A 15,479-nucleotide genomic window follows, 5' to 3' on the forward strand; every position below is an offset into this window, starting at 1 on the left:
CGCACAGAGCATGTTCTACTTCAAGCCCCCGGGCGGCCGGGGGCAGGCACTGCACCAGGACAACTTCTACCTCCGGGTGGAGCCGGGCACCTGTGTGGCCGCGTGGGTGGCCTGCGACGTGATCGACCGGGACAACGGCGGGCTGGAGGTCGTCCCCGGCACGCACCGGATGGACCTGTTCTGCCCCGAGGAGGCGGACGCCCGGCTGTCGTTCGCGCGGGAGTACGTGCCACCGCCGCCCGGTCTGAGCCCGGTGGCCGTCGACATGGCCCCCGGTGACGTGCTGTTCTTCAACGGCAGCCTGGTGCACGGCTCCTCGCCCAACCGCAGCGCGGACCGGTTCCGCCGCTCCTTCATCGGGCACTACGTCGGCCGCTCGGCCGAGCGGATCGGCGGCTACTACCGGACGCTGTCCATGGCGGGCGACCGGGTGCCGCTGCCTCCCAGCGAGGGAGCCGGTCCGTGCGGTACCGAGTTCGCACCGCACGGACCCCACTGAGCGTCAGTGCCCGCTGATGGCGTGCGGGGTGTAGGGCTCCTCGAGCTCCTCGAGCTCCTTGTCGCTCAGGGAGAGTTCCACGGCGGCCACCGCGTCCTCGATGTGCCCCGGCCTTGCGGCGCCGACGACCGGCGCGGCCACCGTGTCCTGGTGCAGCAGCCAGGCCAGGGCGACCTGGGCGCGCGGCACGCCCCTCTCCCCCGCGATACGGGTGACGGCCTCGACGATCGTACGGTCGCTCTCCGGATACAGCCGGCTGCCGAAGTCGTCATTGGCGCTGCGCTCGGTGACGGCGCCCCAGTCGCGGGTGAGACGGCCGCGCGCGAGGGGACTCCAGGGCAGTACGCCCACGCCCTGGTCGGCGCAGAGCGGCAGCATCTCCCGCTCCTCCTCGCGGTAGAGGAGGTTGTAGTGGTTCTGCATGGACACGAACTTCGTCCAGCCGTGCCGCTCGGCCGTGTACTGCGCCTTGGAGAACTCCCACGCGTACATCGAACTGGCCCCGATATAGCGGACCTTGCCCGCCTTGACCAGGTCGTGCAGCGCCTCCATCGTCTCCTCGACCGGGGTGTGACGGTCGTAGCGGTGGATCTGGTAGAGGTCGACGTAGTCGGTGCCGAGGCGGCGCAGGCTGTGGTCGATCTCCGTCATGATCGCCTTGCGGGACAGCCCGGCGCCGTTGGGCCCGGGCCGCGTCCGGCCGTGCACCTTGGTGGCGAGGACGATCTCGTCCCGGTCGGCGAACTCGCGCAGCACCCGGCCGACGATCTCCTCGCTGGTGCCGTCGGAGTAGACGTTGGCCGTGTCGAAGAAGTTGATGCCCGCCTCCAGCGCCTGGCGGATCAGCGGGCGCGACGCATCCTCGTCGAGGGTCCACTCGTGGACGCCGCGGTCGGGCAGGCCGTAGGTCATGCAGCCCAGACAGATCCGCGAGACGTCCAGGCCCGTCGAACCGAGCTTCACGTACTCCATCGTTGACGCTCCTGCCTTCGGATGGGTTGCCGGAAGTCGAGCCTACGTCGTCCCGGGTCGTCCGCCGGGCCGGACTTGACGGCCCCCGTACCCGGGGGATTTGATCACGCACGTGCCGTCACCAGCCGCCCAGGACTTCTCACGCGCCGGACGTCTCGCGACGGCCGCCGGCGCCGTCGCGCTCGCCGTCACCGCCGCCCTCGGGCTCACGGGATGCGGTTCGTCCGGCGGTACGCCGGGACCGCCCGCGGCCGGTCCGGCGAAAGGGGCGGTCCGCCTCCCGCCGCGCGCCGCCGGCTTCGACTACCAGATCGGCGGCCCCTACCGCCCGCCCGCGGGTGTCCGGATCGTCGTCCGTGACCGTTCGGCGTCCCCGGCGCCGGGGCTGTACAACGTCTGCTACGTCAACGCCTTCCAGGCCCAGCCCGAGGAGCGTGCCTCCTGGCCGGCCGACCTGCTGCTGCGCGACGGGCACGGGGAGGTGGTCATCGACAGTGACTGGCACGAACCGCTGCTGGACATCCGGACGCCCGCCAAACGCCGGCGCGTGGCCGAACGGGTCGACCGCTGGATCGACGGTTGCGCGGCCAAGGGCTTCGACGCCGTCGAGGCGGACAACTACGACAGCTACACCCGCTCGCGGCACCTGCTGACGGCGGACGACGCGACCGCCTTCATCACCCTGCTGGCCCGGCACGCGCACGCCCGGCATCTGGCCATCGCCCAGAAGAACACCGCGGAACTGGCCGGGGACCGGAAACGGACCGGGCTGGACTTCGCGGTGGCGGAGGAGTGCGCCGAGTACGACGAGTGCGGGACGTACGCGAAGGCCTTCGACGACCGGGTCCTCGTGGTCGAGTACTCCGACGCCGGGCTGCGCAAGGCGGTGGCGGGCTTCGGCGGACGGCTGAGCATCGTGCGCAGGGACGTGCCGGTCTCGACGCCGGGCAGTGACGGGTACGTGCGCAGGACACGGTGAGCCGCGGCCGGAAGCGGCGGACGGGCCCGCGGTTGCTGCCCGCAGGTGACCGGTCGGCGTGGGAACGGCCGGGCGGTCGCCGGGGTGCCGCATCCTCGGCGCAGGCGACCGGCGCCCGGCCGGTCACGGCCGTACGGAGGAACCGCCGTGCCGACACGTACGAGCACGCCCAGGATTCTGGCCGGGGCGGCGCTGCTGCCCCTCGTCCTCGTCTCACCCGCCTGGGGGCGGCAACCGGCTCCCCCACGGGCGGTCGCGGCCGAGCCGCCGGTCACTTTGTGCGCGACCGCCGGGGTCCTGCGCGGCGAGCACGGCCAGCGGGCCACCGTCAGCCTGTGCGCGGGCGACGGCACCCCCACGATGTCCGTCTCCGCCCCGGCCGCGTGCGGGCGGGCGGGAACACGGGTGCGCTACACCTGCCAGACCTCGGGCCGGTGGACGGCCCGGCACGGCGAGCGGACGGCCCTGTCCGGGACGCTGCCCGGGGCGGCCCAGTACCCCGGCCCGGGAACCTACGACATCTCGGCCACCGTACGCGTGCGGTCGGCGCCCGCCGGGGTCGACCTCAGGGGCACCGTGCAGGCCAGGCTCACCCTCACCGCGCCGCCGCCCGAGGAGACGCACCGCATCCGGGTGGACCGGGACACGGTGCGGGCCGGTGGTGTGACGACGCTGACCTACACGGTCGACCGGGACAGTGCCCGCGGTGACGGCAGCGCACGGCTCGGTCTGATCGGCGAGGAGGGCAGCGGGGTGCGGTTGTCCACCGCCGACGCGCGCTGCGTCAACCCGCTGGTCGGCCGCTATCCGTCGAGGACCCGGCTGGCCCACTCCCTGGACTGCGCGCTCACCGACCTCCAGCCGGGCCATCCCGCAGAGGTGGTCGTCCGGGTGACGGTCGGCGGCACCTGCTCCACGGTGGTGTCCAAACTGGGCTACTGGATGCCGCAGGGCCAGGCCCTGTACACCGGCGGCACACTGGCCGGGCCGACGGTCGGCTGCCGCTGACCGGACCGGACCCAAGGTCCCGCCGGCAGGTCCAGCGCACGCTCCCGGGCGAAGTCCGGACGTCCGCCGCCCTCCTGCGGTTCGCCCGCGTACGGGCCGCCGAACCGGACGCCCGTCCCGCGCAGGCGTGTCAGGCTCTCCTGGTGGGCGGGATGGGCGGCCAGGGCGTCGGCCACGCGGGTGAAGGCGACTCGCGGGTCAGCCGGCCGGTTCGGTCACCTTGATCGCGCCGACCGGGCAGGCCCGGGCCGCGTCCCGCACCATCGGGTCGCCGCCCCCGTCCTCCCGGCCGGGGATCAGGGCGCTGTAGCCGTCGTCGTCCTGGGTGAAGACGCCCGGGGCGGCCAGGGCGCACTGGCCCGCGCCGATGCAGGCGCCCTTGTCGATGTCGATGTGCATGGCAGGAGCCTCCTACCAGGTCACGGGGAGTTCCAGCATCCCCTGGATCGTGTCGCCCGGTTTGAACGGGATGTCCTCCGGTCGGGCGGCGAGCCGCAGCCCGGGCAGCCGGGCGAAGAGGCTCCCCAGGGCGATCTCCAGTTCCGCACGGGCCAGGTTCTGGCCGAGGCACTGGTGGATGCCGAAGCCGAAGCCGACGTGGTGACGGGCCGGACGGTGCCAGTCCAGGGTGTCGGGCTCGGCGTAGACGGACTCGTCCCGGTTGATGACCGAGGTCGCGAAGACCACGCCGTCACCGGCCCGGATGGTGGTCCCCGCCACCTCGATGTCCTCCAGGGCGGTCCGCAGCAGCCCGTCGGCGATCGACAGCAGCCGCAGCAGCTCCTCGACGGCGGCGGGCAGAAGCGTGGGATCGGCACGCAGTTCGGCCAGCCGCCGGGGGTGCCTGAGGAGCGTGTAGGTGCCGAGCGAGATCATGTTCGCGGTGGTCTCGTGTCCGGCGACCAGCAGGATGACGGCCAGGGACACGACGTCCGCGCGGTCCAGCGTGCCGTCGCGCAGCTGCTGGTGGACGAGGTCGTCGATGATGCCGTCACCGGGCCCCGGCCGTTTCGCCTTGCCGTCGATCAACTCGCCCAGATAGGCCTCCAGCCGGTCCCGGGCGTCCAGGGTGTCGGAGGGCGCCGGGCCGCGCAGCAGACGGCGGGACTGCTCCTCGAAGAACTCGTGGTCGGCGTACGGGACGCCCAGCAGGGAGCAGATCACCATGGACGGCACCGGCAGCGCGAACGCGCCGACGAGTTCGGCGGGCGGCCCCTGGCCGATCATGGCGTCCAGCCGCTCGTCGACGACCCGCTGGATGGCGGGCCGCAGTTCGGCGGCGCGCCGGAGGGTGAAGTCCGGGACCATCATCCGCCGCTGGGTGCGGTGTTCGGGGTCGTCGAGGCCCAGCAGCGCGACCCGGCGGTTGCGGACGGCAGCGATACGGGGGGTGGTCACCGGGAAGCCGGGACGGGTGCGGTCGGAGGACAGCCGCGGGTCGGACAGCAGCGCGCGGGCGGTGGCGTGGCCGGTGACCAGCCAGGCCGGGCGGCCGTCGAAGAGGGTGACGCGGGCCAGCGGGCGGTGCGCGCGCAGCGGGTCGTAGGCGGTCGGTGGCTGGTAGGGGCAGGTGCGGTCCTGGGGGAAGGCGACGGGCTCGTGCTGAGCCATCGGTGCGGTCGTTTCCGTCATGGCGGACCTCGCAGACGAAGGGTGCGTGCCGATCTTCATTAGATGCCCGGGGCATCTATGTGGCGACGGCAAGTTCAGCCAGATCGGTGATCCGCGCCTTCTGGCCGAACACCGTGCCCCCGGCCGTCGTGATCGGGCCCATATTCGGTTGCGGGTGCTGATCCGCGGGCTGCAGGATCGCCCGCATGTTCACCACTGACTCCATCCTGCCGCCGATCGCCGCCGCCGTCCGTCCGGGGCGCCTCCAGCAGCAGCCCGGCCGCCCCTGGAGGCCCGATCCCGCGCGCCCATGAGGGCCGCACTGGTCGCGGGCCTGATCGCGGGGTACGGCGTCGCCGTACCCGTCGGCGCGGTCGCGACCTACCTGGTCTCCCTCACCGCTCGTACGTCCCTGCGGACCGGCGCCTCGGCCGCTCTCGGCGTGGCGAGCGCGGACGGTCTCTACGCGCTCCTCGCCACGGTGGGCGGTTCCGCCGTCGCGGCGACGCTGCGGCCGCTGCTCGGGCCGCTGCGCTGGGCCTCGGCAGCGGTGCTGGCGGCACTGGCGGTGCTGGGCGCGGTGACCGCCGTACGGCAGTACCGCGCGCACCGGCTCACCATCCGGCCCGGGCCGCCGCCGCCCGGTCCCGGCCGCGCCTATCTGGGCCTGCTCGGGATCACCCTCCTCAATCCCACCACGGTGCTCTACTTCGCCGCCCTGGTGCTCGGCACCCGCGCCGGGGACGCCGCACGCCCGCTGGAACAGGGCGTCTTCGTCCTGGCCGCCTTCGCCGCCTCCGCCAGCTGGCAGCTGCTGGTCGCCGGCGGCGGCGCCCTCCTCGGCCGCGCCCTGACCGGGCACCGGGGGCGGCTGGTCACGGCGCTGCTGTCGAGCGCCGTGACCATGGCGCTGGCGGTGCGGGCCGCGGTGGCACCCGGGTGAGACGCGAGTGGCTCGATAGGGGCGCCGGACGGGGACGGCCACGTTCCGGATTCAGCCGGGCGGGCCGTGGTACGGATGATGCGAGCACCGGCCGATGTTGCACAGTGCGAAGTGGGCCGCAGGACGTCGAAGGGACGAACACCATGCCTCTCGAAGGCGAGTACGAGCCCAGCCCGACCCAGTGGGTGCGCGAGCAGGTCGAGTTGTACGAGAGCTCCGGCGGCACCGAGGGTACGACGCTGATGGACACGGGGATGCCCGTGATCCTGCTGACCACCCGGGGCGCCAGGAGCGGCAAGATCCGCAAGACCCCGCTGATGCGGGTGGAGCACGAGGGGCGGTACGCGGTGGTCGCCTCGCTGGGCGGCGCGCCGAAGCACCCGGTGTGGTACTTCAACATCAAGGCCGACCCGCACGTGGAGCTGCAGGACGGCCCGGTCAAGCAGGACATGACGGCCCGTGAGGTCACCGGCGAGGAGAAGGCCCAGTGGTGGGAACGGGCGGTGGCCGCGTACCCGCCGTACGCCGACTACCAGGAGAAGACCTCCCGGGAGATCCCGGTCTTCGTGCTGGAACCGTCCGGCGGCGAGTGACCCGCGCGAGCGGGGCGTCCGCCGCCGGGGCCGGTTCCGGACCGGGAGCGCCGTGATGCAGAAAAATCTGTTCCGGGGAGGCATGGACCGTCTCCGCCCGGGCACCAGAGGGTCAGGCCCCGCCGCGTTCCCCCGTCGCGGCGGGGCTTTCCCGTGCCTCGCCCGACGGCCGGTCCGTCACGTCGAGGAAGATCTGGTCGGCTTCGGGGACGGCCTCGTTGAGGGACCGTTTGATGCGCATGGCGACCTCCTCCACCCGCTCGCTGTCGAGGCCGGGCACCAGGTCGATCCTGGCGGCCACGAGCGTGGAGTCGAGGCCCATCTTCATCGTGAACAGCGCCTCGACGCTGTCGATCTCGGGCTGGTCCTCCAGCAGCGTCCGGATGCGGTCGCTCAGCTCCGGGTCGGCGGCCTCCCCGATGAGCTGGTCGCGGGCGTCGCGGCCCAGCCGGTAGGCGACGTACACGAGCAGTACGCCGATGGCCAGCGAGGCGGACGCCTCCCAGACGACCTGGCCGGTGGCCATGTGCAGCGCCATGCCGATGATGGCGAGGGTCACGCCGAGCACCGCCGTGCCGTCCTCGGCGACCACGGTGCGCAGGGCGGGGTCCCGCAGGCTGCCGCCCTGCCGGCGCACCTGGTGCAGCGCCCGGAACAGGGAGGCACCCTCGGCGAGCAGTGCGACGCCCAGCACGATCAGGCCGGCCACATAGCCGCTGAAGGTTTCCTCGGCGCCGCTGTGCAGTGCCTCGGCGCCCTGGAAGAAGGAGAAGCAGCCGCCCATGACGAAGATGCCGACGGCGGCCAGCAGGGACCAGAAGAACCGCTCCTTGCCGTAGCCGAAGGGGTGCCGTGCGTCGGCGGGGCGGCGGCTGCGGCGCAGCGCCGCCAGCAGGAAGACCTCGTTCAGACTGTCGGCGACCGAGTGCGCCGCCTCGGACATCAGGGCGGGCGAGCCCGCCAGCAGACCTCCGACGGCCTTCGCCGCGGCGATGATCAGGTTGGCGGCGAGCGCCACCCAGACGGTGATCCGTGTCTTGCGGTCCGCCTGGTGGTCGCCGGTGCCGGCCCGGGACGCCTCCTGCCCGCCGTTCCGTTCGGGGAACCGGCCGCTGTCGTGTTGCGACGTCCCCTGATTCCGCTGTCGTGCCTTCTCTTTCGAAGATGTCCCACTCACCACCGCCGGTTGCCCCGGCCGGGGCGGCTCACACCGTGCCGACGGCGGAAATCGGGGAACGCGTTCACCAGGACGCCCCCTGCGGCAAGGAGGAAACATGGGTGGCGACGGCAACCGCGCGTACGGCCACAAGACGTTCACCCGGTCCAAGAGCCACTTCGCGGACCGGATCACGGCGGACGGCCGGGACGGCTGGCCGGTGGCGGCGGGCCGCTACCGGCTGGTGGTCAGCCGCGCCTGTCCGTGGGCGAGCCGGGCGGTGATCTCGCGCCGGCTGCTGGGGCTGGAGGACGCCCTGTCGATGGCGATCGCGGATCCGGTGCAGGACGATCGCAGCTGGCGCTTCACCCTGGACCCGGACGGCCGCGACCCGGTGCTCGGCATCCGATTCCTGGCCGAGGCGTACGACCGGCGGGAGACCGGGTACCCGGGCGGGGTGAGCGTGCCGGCGGTGGTGGACGTGCCGAGCGGGCGCCTGGTCACGAACGACTACCAGCAGCTCACCCTCGATCTCGCCACCGAGTGGACGGCACTGCACCGCCCGGGAGCACCGGACCTGTATCCGGCCGCCCGGCGCGACGAGATCGACGAGGTGATGGCGGACGTCTACGAGGACGTCAACAACGGCGTCTACCGTGCGGGATTCGCCCACCGTCAGGAGGAGTACGAGGCCGCCTGCGCCGCGGTCTTCCGGCGGCTGGAGCTGCTGACGGAGCGCCTGTCCCGGCAGCGCTACCTGGTCGGCGACACCCTCACGGAGGCGGACATCCGGCTGTTCACCACACTGGTCCGTTTCGATGCCGTCTATCACGGTCACTTCAAGTGCAACCGGTGGAAGCTGGCGGAGAACCCGGTGCTGTGGGCGTACGCCCGTGACCTGTTCCAGACGCCCGGCTTCGGTGACACGGTCGACTTCGACCACATCAAGCGGCACTACTACCAGGTGCACAGCGGCATCAACCCCACGGGGATCGTGCCGCTCGGGCCGGATCTCGCCGGCTGGCTCGCGCCGCACCACCGGGAGGAGCTCGGCGGCCGGCCGTTCGGCGACGGGACACCGCCCGGGCCGGTCCGTCCGGGCGAGGAGGTACCGGCCGCCGGGCGGCCCTGAACACGTACAGATCGCGACGAAGGAGTTTCACACGTGGCCAAGAAGAAGAAGCTGCCCCTGGCCTACCAGCCCGTCGGCTTCGTGCTGAGCTGGGCGGGCGGGGCGCTGGCCGGGATGGCCTTCCGCAAGGCGTGGAAGGCGATCCGGCACGAGGACGACGCGCCCGACGCGCTGGACCCGGACCGCGGCTGGGGCGAGATCCTGCTGGCCGCGGCGGTCCAGGGCGCCATCTTCGCGGTGGTGCGCAGCGCCGTGGACCGCACCGGGGCCAAGGCCATCGAACGTTCCACGGGGGTGTGGCCGGCGTCCGGGAAGGGAGGACGGGACTGACCGGCCGCCGGCTGGGCCGGTGCCTCCCGCTCAGCCCTGCTTGGGTGCGGTGGGAGGCATCAGGCGCACCGTGAAGGAGTGCCCGGCCGGGTCGGCGTAGCCGCGTTCCTCGTACGGTCCGGCCGGGGCCTTGGTGTCGATGGGCCGGCCGCCGAGCCCGACCACCCTGCGTTCGGCCTCGTCCAGGTCCTCGACCAGGAAGTCCAGATGCACCTGCAGCGAGTTCTCGGGGCGCGGCCAGCTCGGCGGGGTCGCGTTCATGTCCCGGCGGAACGCCAGCCGGACCCCGTCGGCCCCCCGGATCTCGACGATGTTGGCGGACGCGGCCGTCTCCTCGCCCTGCAGCAACTCCTTGTAGAACTCGGCGAGTTTCTCCGGCTCGGCGCAGTCGAGCACCACAACGCCCGTTTTCACAAGTGCCATTGCTTCCTCCGTTGGGGATGAGAGAGACCCTTCCCTGCGGATATCCCGGCGCTGCGGATTCAGTCGGCCACCAGCGGGAGCAAGGCTGCTCGTAGTGGCGTCACAGCTCTGACGGTCAGGCGGGGCCCGGTGTGACGAGCCTGCCCGACTTCCTGGACACCCGTCCCGCTATGCTGGACACCTGTCCAGGAAACAAGGGAGCGGTGTCGTGGAAATCGTGGCGAACATACTGGTCGGCCTGGTGGCGGCCCTGCACGCGTACATCCTGGTGCTGGAGATGTTCCTGTGGCAGAAGAAGCCGGGACGGGGACTGCACGGCTTCGACCGGGAGATGGCACGCGCGACCGCGCCGATGGCCGCGAACCAGGGGCTCTACAACGGTTTCCTCGCGGCCGGCCTGGTGTGGGGGCTGGTCGCCGCCGATCCGACAGGGCACCGGGCGCAGGTGTTCTTCCTGTGCTGCGTCGTCGTCGCGGGAGTGTTCGGGGCGGTCACGGCCAACCGCCGCATCCTGTTCGCGCAGGCACTGCCCGGTGCGCTCGCCCTGGCGGCCGTGCTGGCCGCCTGGTGACCCGGCCCGCGCCCGAGGACCCACGGGCCGCCCGTACCCGGGCGCGGCTGCGCGCCGCCCTGCTCCAGGAGTGCGCGGAGCGCCCGTTGACGGAGGTGGGCGTGGCGGCGCTGGTACGGCGGGCCGGGGTGGGCCGGGCCACGTTCTACGTGCACTACGACGGGCTGGAGGCGCTGGCCGTCGACGCCTGCGCGGACGTGGTACGGGAGGCGGTGGAGGCGCTGCACGCCTGGCGCGGCCGACCCGACCCGGTGCACGCCCCGCCCGCACTGCTCGAGTTCTTCTCGGGGCTCACCCCGCACGCCTCCCTCTACCGCGCCCTGCTCACCCCGGGCGGTGGCGGGCCGCTCGGGCAGGTGCTGCACCGCGACCTCAGGGCCCGCAGCCTGGCCGAGCGCGAACGGGCGGGCGCCGCCGACGCCCCGCTGGTCGCCTCGGCCGTGGCCGCGACCTTCGCCGGTGTCCTGGCCGACTGGCTGCACGGCCTCCTGGCGTCGAGTTCCGAGGAAGTCGCCCACCAGGTCTGGCAGTTGCTGGTCGCTCTGCACCGCAGCCGGTGACGGCCCACCGGCGGGCCGGGCCCTGCCCCCGCCGGCAGAACGGACAGCGACGTTCAGCGGGCCGCCTGGAAGGTCCGCCGGTAGGCCTGCGGGGACACCCCGATCGCCGCGTGCAGGTGCTGGCGCAGGGACGCGCCCGTGGCGAAGCCGACCTCGCCGGCGATCTGGTCCACGGACAGGTCGCTGGACTCCAGCAGGTGCCTGGCCCGGGCGACCCGCTGCTGGATCAGCCAGCGGCCGGGGCTGAGGCCCATTTCGTCGCCGAAGCGGCGGGCGAAGGTGCGCAGGCTCATCCGGGCGTGGCCGGCGAGGTCGGCCAGGGTGAGCGGTTCACCGAGGCGCTCCAGGGCCCAGGCTCGGGTGGCGGCGGTGCTCGCGGCGGCGTACTCGGGCACCGGCTGCATGATGTACTGCGCCTGGCCGCCGTCCCGGAACGGCGGGACCACGCAGCAGCGGGCCACGAAGTTCGCCAGTGCGCTGCCGTGGTCCTCGCGCACGAGGTGCAGGCAGATGTCGACGCCGGAGGCCGCGCCGGCCGAGGTGAGGAACCGGCCGTCCTCGACGAAGAGCACGTCCGGGTCGAGGGTGACGCGCGGAAAGGCACGCCGGAAGCGTTCGGCGACCGCCCAGTGCGTGGTGGCCCGGCGCCCGTCGAGCAGTCCGGCCGCGGCGAGGACGAACGCACCCGTGCAGATGGAGACCACCCGGGCGCGTTCCGGGATCCGCGCGAGCGCGGCGGTGACCTCGTCCGGCAGCTCGTCGGGGATGCGGTCGCTCGGGAAGGACGCGATCACCACGGTGTCCGCGGACTCGAGCACGTCGGGGCCGTGCTCGACGGTGATCGAGAAGTCGGCGCTGGTGCGCACCGGTTCGCCGTCGACCGTACAGGTCAGCACCTCGTACCGGCCGTCGGCCGCGCCGAGGATCCGGCTGGGGATGCCCAGTTCGAAGGGGTAGACGCCGTCGAGGGCCACGACCACGACCCGTTCCACACGCTGCATGGCACGATCCTATCGAAGGTTGGCGATCATGCCATTTCCCGGAAGGGCGGGCCGCGGCAGGCTGGTTCACCATGAGCGATGCGAAGACCATGCGTGCGATCAGTCAGGACGTCCTCGGCGGGCCCGAGGTTCTCAGGGAAGTGGAGCTGGAGCGGCCCGCGCCCAGGCCCAACGAGGTGCTGGTGCGGGTGCGCGCCGCCGGGGTGAATCCCACCGACTGGAAGCACCGCGCCACCGGCGGCTTCCTGGGCGAGCCGCCCTTCGTGCTGGGCTGGGACGTCTCCGGGGTGGTGGAGGCGGTCGGCATCGGCGTCGCCGCCTTCGCGCCCGGCGACGAGGTCTTCGGCATGCTGCCCTACCCCTACGGCCACGGATCGCACGCGGAGTACGTCACCGGCCCGGCCCGCGCCTTCGCGCACAAGCCCGCATCCGTGGACCACGTCCAGGCGGGCGCGCTGCCGCTGGTCTCCCTCACCGCCTGGCAGGCGCTGGTCGAGACGGCGGACGTGCGGCCCGGTCAGCGGGTGCTGATCCACGCGGCGGCCGGCGGTGTCGGCCATGTGGCCGTGCAGATCGCCAAGGCGCGCGGCGCTTACGTGATCGGCACCGCCAGCGCGGGCAAGCACGACTTCCTGCGCGGGATCGGCGTGGACGAGGCGGTCGACTACCGGGAGACGGACTTCACCGAGGCCGTGAAGGACGTCGACGTGGTGCTGGACACGATCGGCGGGGACTACTCCCTGCGTTCGCTGCGTGTGCTGCGCCCGGGCGGGGTCGTGGTGTCGATCCTGCCGGTCGGCTCCGGCGAGTTCCACGAGGAGGCCGAGCGGCTGGGCGTGCGATCGGTACGGATGCTGGTCGACGCCTCGCGCAGCGGCATGGAGGAGATCGCCCGGCTGGTGGAGGAGGGCAGCCTGCGCGCCACGATCGCCGGGACCTTCCCGCTGGCCGGCGCCGCCGAGGCGCATGCGCTCGGCGGCACGGGCCGGACCACCGGGAAGCTCGTCCTGCTGGCGGACTGAGTCAGAAGGTGAGCACGGGCTTGATCGCCTTGCCCGCCTTCATGTCCCGCACCGCCTGCTCGATGTCCGCGAACGGATAGGTGCTGATCAGGCGGTGCAGCGGGAGCCGTCCGTCCCGCACCAGCTGGACCAGGGCGGGGATGAAGGTCTGGGTCTCGCTGTCACCGAGCGTCAGGCCGACGACCTGCTTGCCGCCGAGCATTCCGTTGACGTCCAGCGCGACCTCGGTGCCGAACGGCGGGGCGCCGACGATGACCAGGGTGCCGCGGGCGCCGAGCGCGTCCACGCCCTGGCGCAGCACGCCGGCGTTGCCGGTGGTCTCCACGATCCCGTCGGCACCCTGGCCGCCGGTGATGTCGGCGAGCGCGGCGGCCAGGTCCTCCTCCCCCGCGTCCACGGTGTGCGTGGCGCCCAGTTCGAGGGCGAGCTGGAGCCGTTCGCCGACCCGGTCGACGGCGATGATCGTGGTGGCCGGGGTGAGCGCGGCGGCCATCACGGCGGACAGCCCGACGGCGCCGGCACCGAGCACCACGACGGTGCCGCCCGTCCGCGGCTTCAGTACGTTCCACACGGCGCCCACCCCGGTCTGCACTCCGCAGCCCAGCGGGGCGAGGGACGCCAGCGGCAGGTCCTGGTCGACCTTCACCAGGCTGCGCCGGTCCACCAGGGCCCGTTCGGCGAACGAGGACTGGCCGAAGAAGTGACCGCCGAGCGACTCGCCGGCCCGGCTGATGGTGCTGCTGCCGTCGGCCCGGCGGCCGCCGATGAGGTTCAGCGGCAGCCACGTCGCGCAGTAGGCGGGGTGCCCCGCATGGCAGTTGCGGCACTCACCGCAGGAGGTGAAGGACAGCAGGACGTGGTCGCCGGGCGCGACACCGGTGACCGCGGAGCCGACGGCCTCGACGACGCCCGCCCCCTCGTGGCCCAGCACTCCGGGCAGGGGGAAGGGCAGTCCGCCGCTCGCCACGCCCAGGTCCGTGTGGCACAGGCCGGCCGCCACCATGCGGACCACAGCCTCGTGCGGTCCCGGCTCGTCGAGTACGACGTCGGTGAGGGTGAAGGGCGCTCCCCCGGACTCGACCACGGCGGCGCGGGTGGTGATGGACATCGCGTGCACTCCTTTCGGTGGGGTGGTGGGGGGCGCTCAGTCGAGCGAGACGACGACGGACTTGACCTTGGTGTAGGCGGCGAGGGCCTCGGGGCCGTACTCGCGGCCGAAGCCGGAGTCCTTGACACCGCCGAAGGGCACCGCCGGGTCGAGCATCGCCCAGTCGTTGACCCAGACGATGCCCGCCTGGAGGCGGTCGGCGATGCGGTGGGCGCGGGCCAGGTGGGAGGTCTGCACACCTGCCGCCAGGCCGTACGGGGTGGAGTTGGCGAGGGCGACCGCCTCGTCCTCGGAGTCGAAGGGCTGCACGGTCAGGACCGGGCCGAAGATCTCGTCCTGGACGACCCTGGAGTCGTTGGGCAGGTCGGCGATGACCGTGGGCCTGTAGTAGAAGCCGCCGCCCAGGTCGAGACGCTCGCCGCCGCACACGATGCGGCCGCCCTCCTTGCGGGCCAGGGCGACGTACTCCTCGACCTTCCTCAGGTGCTTCTCCCCCGCCATCGGGCCGACGACGGTGGCCGGGTCGCGCGGGTCGCCGACCGGTACGCCGGGCACGGCCTCGGCGAGGATGCCGAGCAGGGTGCCGTACACCTCGCGCGCGACGAGCAGCCGGGGGCCGCCCATGCAGAACTGTCCCGTGTTGAAGACGAAGCCCTTGATGACCGCGCCGACCGCCTTCTCCAGGTCGGCGTCCTCGAACACCAGGTGGGCGGCGTTGCCTCCGAGTTCCATGGTGACCGGCTTGAGGGCCTCACCGGCGGCGCCGGCCACATGCCGGCCGACCGCGCTGGAGCCGGTGAAGGCGATCTTGTCGACGCCGCGGTGACGCAGCAGGGCCTCGCCGGCCACCGGCCCGGTGCCGGTGACGACGTTGACCACGCCGTCGGGGACGCCGGCCTTCTGCAGCAGGCGGGCCATGTACAGGGCGCTGAGCGGGGTCTCGTCGGCGGGCTTGTGGACGACCGTGTTGCCGGCCGCGAGGGCGGGGCCGATCTTCGATCCGGCGAGGATGAGCGGGAAGTTGTAGGGGGTGATGGCGGCGACCACGCCCAGGGGTTCGCGCCGGGTGTAGGCGAGGGCGTTGAGGGGGGTGTCGCGGGTGGCGCCGTCCAGGGAGTAGGCGAGGGCGGCGAAGTACTCGTAGTCGTTGGCGGCGTTGGTGATGTCGACCGCGCCGCACAGCGTGATCGGCTTGCCGACGTCGAGGCTCTCCAGGGCGGCGAGCTCGTCGGCGCTCTCCCGGATCAGTTCGGCGACACGGTGCAGGATCCGTCCTCGCTCCCGGCCGCTCAGCCCGGACCACTCGCCGCCGTCGAAGGCGGCGCGGGCGGCACGCACGGCGTCGTCGACGTCGGCGGCCCCCGCCTCCGCGACGGTGGTGACCACCTGCCCGGTGGACGGGTCGATCACATCCGTACGGGCACCGTCAGCGGCCTCCCGCCACTGACCGCCGATGAACAGCTGCCCGGGACCGGTGTCGATGGTGGTCGTCATTGCCTACTCCCCAGCGTAGATCGCCAAGACTTCAACAAACAGGATTCCTGTTGGTGCGCAGTCTCATTACAGACAGG

General features: G+C 72.7%; 19 protein-coding genes and 1 pseudogene. 10 read left to right on the forward strand and 10 right to left on the reverse strand.

Annotation, left to right across the window (positions count from 1 at the left end; all coding sequences use genetic code 11):
• Positions 1-499, forward strand: a 499-nt coding sequence (locus tag ACWC21_RS03125; RefSeq protein WP_450877531.1) for a phytanoyl-CoA dioxygenase family protein, incomplete at its 5' end; no start/stop codon positions are given.
• A 3-nt stretch (positions 500-502) separates the two neighbouring features.
• Here the strand turns inward: ACWC21_RS03125 and ACWC21_RS03130 are convergent.
• Positions 503-1,471, reverse strand: coding sequence for an aldo/keto reductase (locus ACWC21_RS03130; RefSeq protein ID WP_450877533.1), 969 nt, complete (start codon positions 1,469-1,471; stop codon positions 503-505).
• Between the two features lie 112 nt (positions 1,472-1,583).
• Between ACWC21_RS03130 and ACWC21_RS03135 the strand changes: the two genes are divergently transcribed.
• Both ACWC21_RS03135 and ACWC21_RS03140 read left to right on the forward strand, forming a co-directional pair.
• Positions 1,584-2,450, forward strand: coding sequence for an endo alpha-1,4 polygalactosaminidase (locus tag ACWC21_RS03135; protein ID WP_450877535.1), 867 nt, complete (start codon positions 1,584-1,586; stop codon positions 2,448-2,450).
• A gap of 147 nt (positions 2,451-2,597) precedes the next feature.
• The gene (locus ACWC21_RS03140; protein WP_450877537.1) at positions 2,598-3,458 is read left to right on the forward strand and encodes a hypothetical protein; all 861 of its coding nucleotides are present in this window, start codon (positions 2,598-2,600) and stop codon (positions 3,456-3,458) included.
• 26 nt (positions 3,459-3,484) lie between these two features.
• Here the strand turns inward: ACWC21_RS03140 and ACWC21_RS03145 are convergent.
• The 4 genes and pseudogenes from ACWC21_RS03145 to ACWC21_RS03160 form a co-directional block, all read right to left on the reverse strand.
• A pseudogene (locus ACWC21_RS03145) lies at positions 3,485-3,634 on the reverse strand (flavoprotein); the annotation flags it as partial.
• 22 nt (positions 3,635-3,656) lie between these two features.
• Positions 3,657-3,857 (reverse strand): ferredoxin, encoded by a 201-nt coding sequence (locus tag ACWC21_RS03150; RefSeq protein WP_450877539.1) that lies wholly within the window; start codon positions 3,855-3,857, stop codon positions 3,657-3,659.
• Between the two features lie 12 nt (positions 3,858-3,869).
• Positions 3,870-5,090 carry a cytochrome P450 gene (locus ACWC21_RS03155; RefSeq protein ID WP_450877541.1) on the reverse strand — a complete coding sequence of 407 codons (1,221 nt, stop codon included), beginning with the start codon at positions 5,088-5,090 and terminating at the stop codon, positions 3,870-3,872.
• Positions 5,091-5,145: 55 nt separating this feature from the next.
• Positions 5,146-5,283, reverse strand: coding sequence for a hypothetical protein (locus tag ACWC21_RS03160; protein ID WP_450877543.1), 138 nt, complete (start codon positions 5,281-5,283; stop codon positions 5,146-5,148).
• Positions 5,284-5,379: 96 nt separating this feature from the next.
• Here ACWC21_RS03160 and ACWC21_RS03165 point away from each other — a divergent pair, with 96 nt between their 5' ends.
• Both ACWC21_RS03165 and ACWC21_RS03170 read left to right on the forward strand, forming a co-directional pair.
• Positions 5,380-6,012, forward strand: coding sequence for a LysE family transporter (locus ACWC21_RS03165; protein ID WP_450877545.1), 633 nt, complete (start codon positions 5,380-5,382; stop codon positions 6,010-6,012).
• Between the two features lie 143 nt (positions 6,013-6,155).
• Positions 6,156-6,605 carry a nitroreductase family deazaflavin-dependent oxidoreductase gene (locus tag ACWC21_RS03170; protein WP_450877547.1) on the forward strand — a complete coding sequence of 150 codons (450 nt, stop codon included), beginning with the start codon at positions 6,156-6,158 and terminating at the stop codon, positions 6,603-6,605.
• Positions 6,606-6,717: 112 nt separating this feature from the next.
• On the opposite strand, the gene ACWC21_RS03175 is transcribed toward ACWC21_RS03170, so the two are convergent.
• Positions 6,718-7,782 (reverse strand): cation diffusion facilitator family transporter, encoded by a 1,065-nt coding sequence (locus ACWC21_RS03175; RefSeq protein ID WP_450877549.1) that lies wholly within the window; start codon positions 7,780-7,782, stop codon positions 6,718-6,720.
• Between the two features lie 97 nt (positions 7,783-7,879).
• On the opposite strand from ACWC21_RS03175, the gene ACWC21_RS03180 reads away from it, so the two are divergent.
• Positions 7,880-8,893, forward strand: coding sequence for a glutathione S-transferase family protein (locus ACWC21_RS03180; protein ID WP_450877551.1), 1,014 nt, complete (start codon positions 7,880-7,882; stop codon positions 8,891-8,893).
• Between the two features lie 33 nt (positions 8,894-8,926).
• Positions 8,927-9,223 (forward strand): DUF4235 domain-containing protein, encoded by a 297-nt coding sequence (locus ACWC21_RS03185; protein ID WP_450877553.1) that lies wholly within the window; start codon positions 8,927-8,929, stop codon positions 9,221-9,223.
• Between the two features lie 30 nt (positions 9,224-9,253).
• Here ACWC21_RS03185 and ACWC21_RS03190 read toward each other — a convergent pair whose 3' ends face one another.
• Entirely contained in the window at positions 9,254-9,646 is a 393-nt protein-coding gene (locus ACWC21_RS03190) for a VOC family protein (RefSeq protein ID WP_450877555.1), read from the reverse strand.
• A gap of 208 nt (positions 9,647-9,854) precedes the next feature.
• Between ACWC21_RS03190 and ACWC21_RS03195 the strand changes: the two genes are divergently transcribed.
• Together ACWC21_RS03195 and ACWC21_RS03200 are read left to right on the forward strand one after the other, a co-directional pair.
• Complete coding sequence (locus ACWC21_RS03195) at positions 9,855-10,217, forward strand: DUF1304 domain-containing protein (RefSeq protein ID WP_450877557.1); 363 nt, start codon at positions 9,855-9,857, stop codon at positions 10,215-10,217.
• Complete coding sequence (locus ACWC21_RS03200; protein WP_450877559.1) at positions 10,214-10,777, forward strand: TetR/AcrR family transcriptional regulator; 564 nt, start codon at positions 10,214-10,216, stop codon at positions 10,775-10,777. The genes ACWC21_RS03195 and ACWC21_RS03200 overlap by 4 nt, the downstream gene beginning before the upstream one ends.
• Before the next feature lie 53 nt (positions 10,778-10,830).
• Here ACWC21_RS03200 and ACWC21_RS03205 read toward each other — a convergent pair whose 3' ends face one another.
• Positions 10,831-11,778, reverse strand: a complete 948-nt coding sequence (locus ACWC21_RS03205) for a GlxA family transcriptional regulator (protein WP_450877561.1) — start codon at positions 11,776-11,778, stop codon at positions 10,831-10,833.
• A gap of 71 nt (positions 11,779-11,849) precedes the next feature.
• On the opposite strand from ACWC21_RS03205, the gene ACWC21_RS03210 reads away from it, so the two are divergent.
• On the forward strand, positions 11,850-12,800 hold the full coding sequence (locus ACWC21_RS03210; RefSeq protein ID WP_450877563.1) for an NADP-dependent oxidoreductase: 951 nt from the start codon (positions 11,850-11,852) through the stop codon (positions 12,798-12,800).
• 1 nt (position 12,801) lies between these two features.
• Here ACWC21_RS03210 and ACWC21_RS03215 read toward each other — a convergent pair whose 3' ends face one another.
• Both ACWC21_RS03215 and ACWC21_RS03220 read right to left on the reverse strand, forming a co-directional pair.
• Positions 12,802-13,908 (reverse strand): NAD(P)-dependent alcohol dehydrogenase, encoded by a 1,107-nt coding sequence (locus tag ACWC21_RS03215; protein WP_450877565.1) that lies wholly within the window; start codon positions 13,906-13,908, stop codon positions 12,802-12,804.
• Between the two features lie 36 nt (positions 13,909-13,944).
• Positions 13,945-15,402 carry an aldehyde dehydrogenase family protein gene (locus tag ACWC21_RS03220; protein ID WP_450877567.1) on the reverse strand — a complete coding sequence of 486 codons (1,458 nt, stop codon included), beginning with the start codon at positions 15,400-15,402 and terminating at the stop codon, positions 13,945-13,947.
• Between the last annotated feature and the right edge of the window lie 77 nt (positions 15,403-15,479).

It is taken from the genome of Streptomyces sp. NPDC001348, assembly GCF_053597535.1.

Excerpts from the sequence above, each read along its gene's own strand:
- ACWC21_RS03130 (WP_450877533.1), bottom strand. The coding sequence starts at position 1,471 with ATGGAGTACGTGAAGCTCGGTTCGACGGGCCTGGACGTCTCGCGGATC.
- ACWC21_RS03150 (WP_450877539.1), bottom strand. The coding sequence starts at position 3,857 with ATGCACATCGACATCGACAAGGGCGCCTGCATCGGCGCGGGCCAGTGC.
- ACWC21_RS03155 (WP_450877541.1), bottom strand. The coding sequence starts at position 5,090 with ATGACGGAAACGACCGCACCGATGGCTCAGCACGAGCCCGTCGCCTTC.
- ACWC21_RS03165 (WP_450877545.1), top strand. The coding sequence starts at position 5,380 with ATGAGGGCCGCACTGGTCGCGGGCCTGATCGCGGGGTACGGCGTCGCC.
- ACWC21_RS03170 (WP_450877547.1), top strand. The coding sequence starts at position 6,156 with ATGCCTCTCGAAGGCGAGTACGAGCCCAGCCCGACCCAGTGGGTGCGC.
- ACWC21_RS03180 (WP_450877551.1), top strand. The coding sequence starts at position 7,880 with ATGGGTGGCGACGGCAACCGCGCGTACGGCCACAAGACGTTCACCCGG.
- ACWC21_RS03190 (WP_450877555.1), bottom strand. The coding sequence starts at position 9,646 with ATGGCACTTGTGAAAACGGGCGTTGTGGTGCTCGACTGCGCCGAGCCG.
- ACWC21_RS03205 (WP_450877561.1), bottom strand. The coding sequence starts at position 11,778 with ATGCAGCGTGTGGAACGGGTCGTGGTCGTGGCCCTCGACGGCGTCTAC.
- ACWC21_RS03210 (WP_450877563.1), top strand. The coding sequence starts at position 11,850 with ATGAGCGATGCGAAGACCATGCGTGCGATCAGTCAGGACGTCCTCGGC.
- ACWC21_RS03215 (WP_450877565.1), bottom strand. The coding sequence starts at position 13,908 with ATGTCCATCACCACCCGCGCCGCCGTGGTCGAGTCCGGGGGAGCGCCC.
- ACWC21_RS03220 (WP_450877567.1), bottom strand. The coding sequence starts at position 15,402 with ATGACGACCACCATCGACACCGGTCCCGGGCAGCTGTTCATCGGCGGT.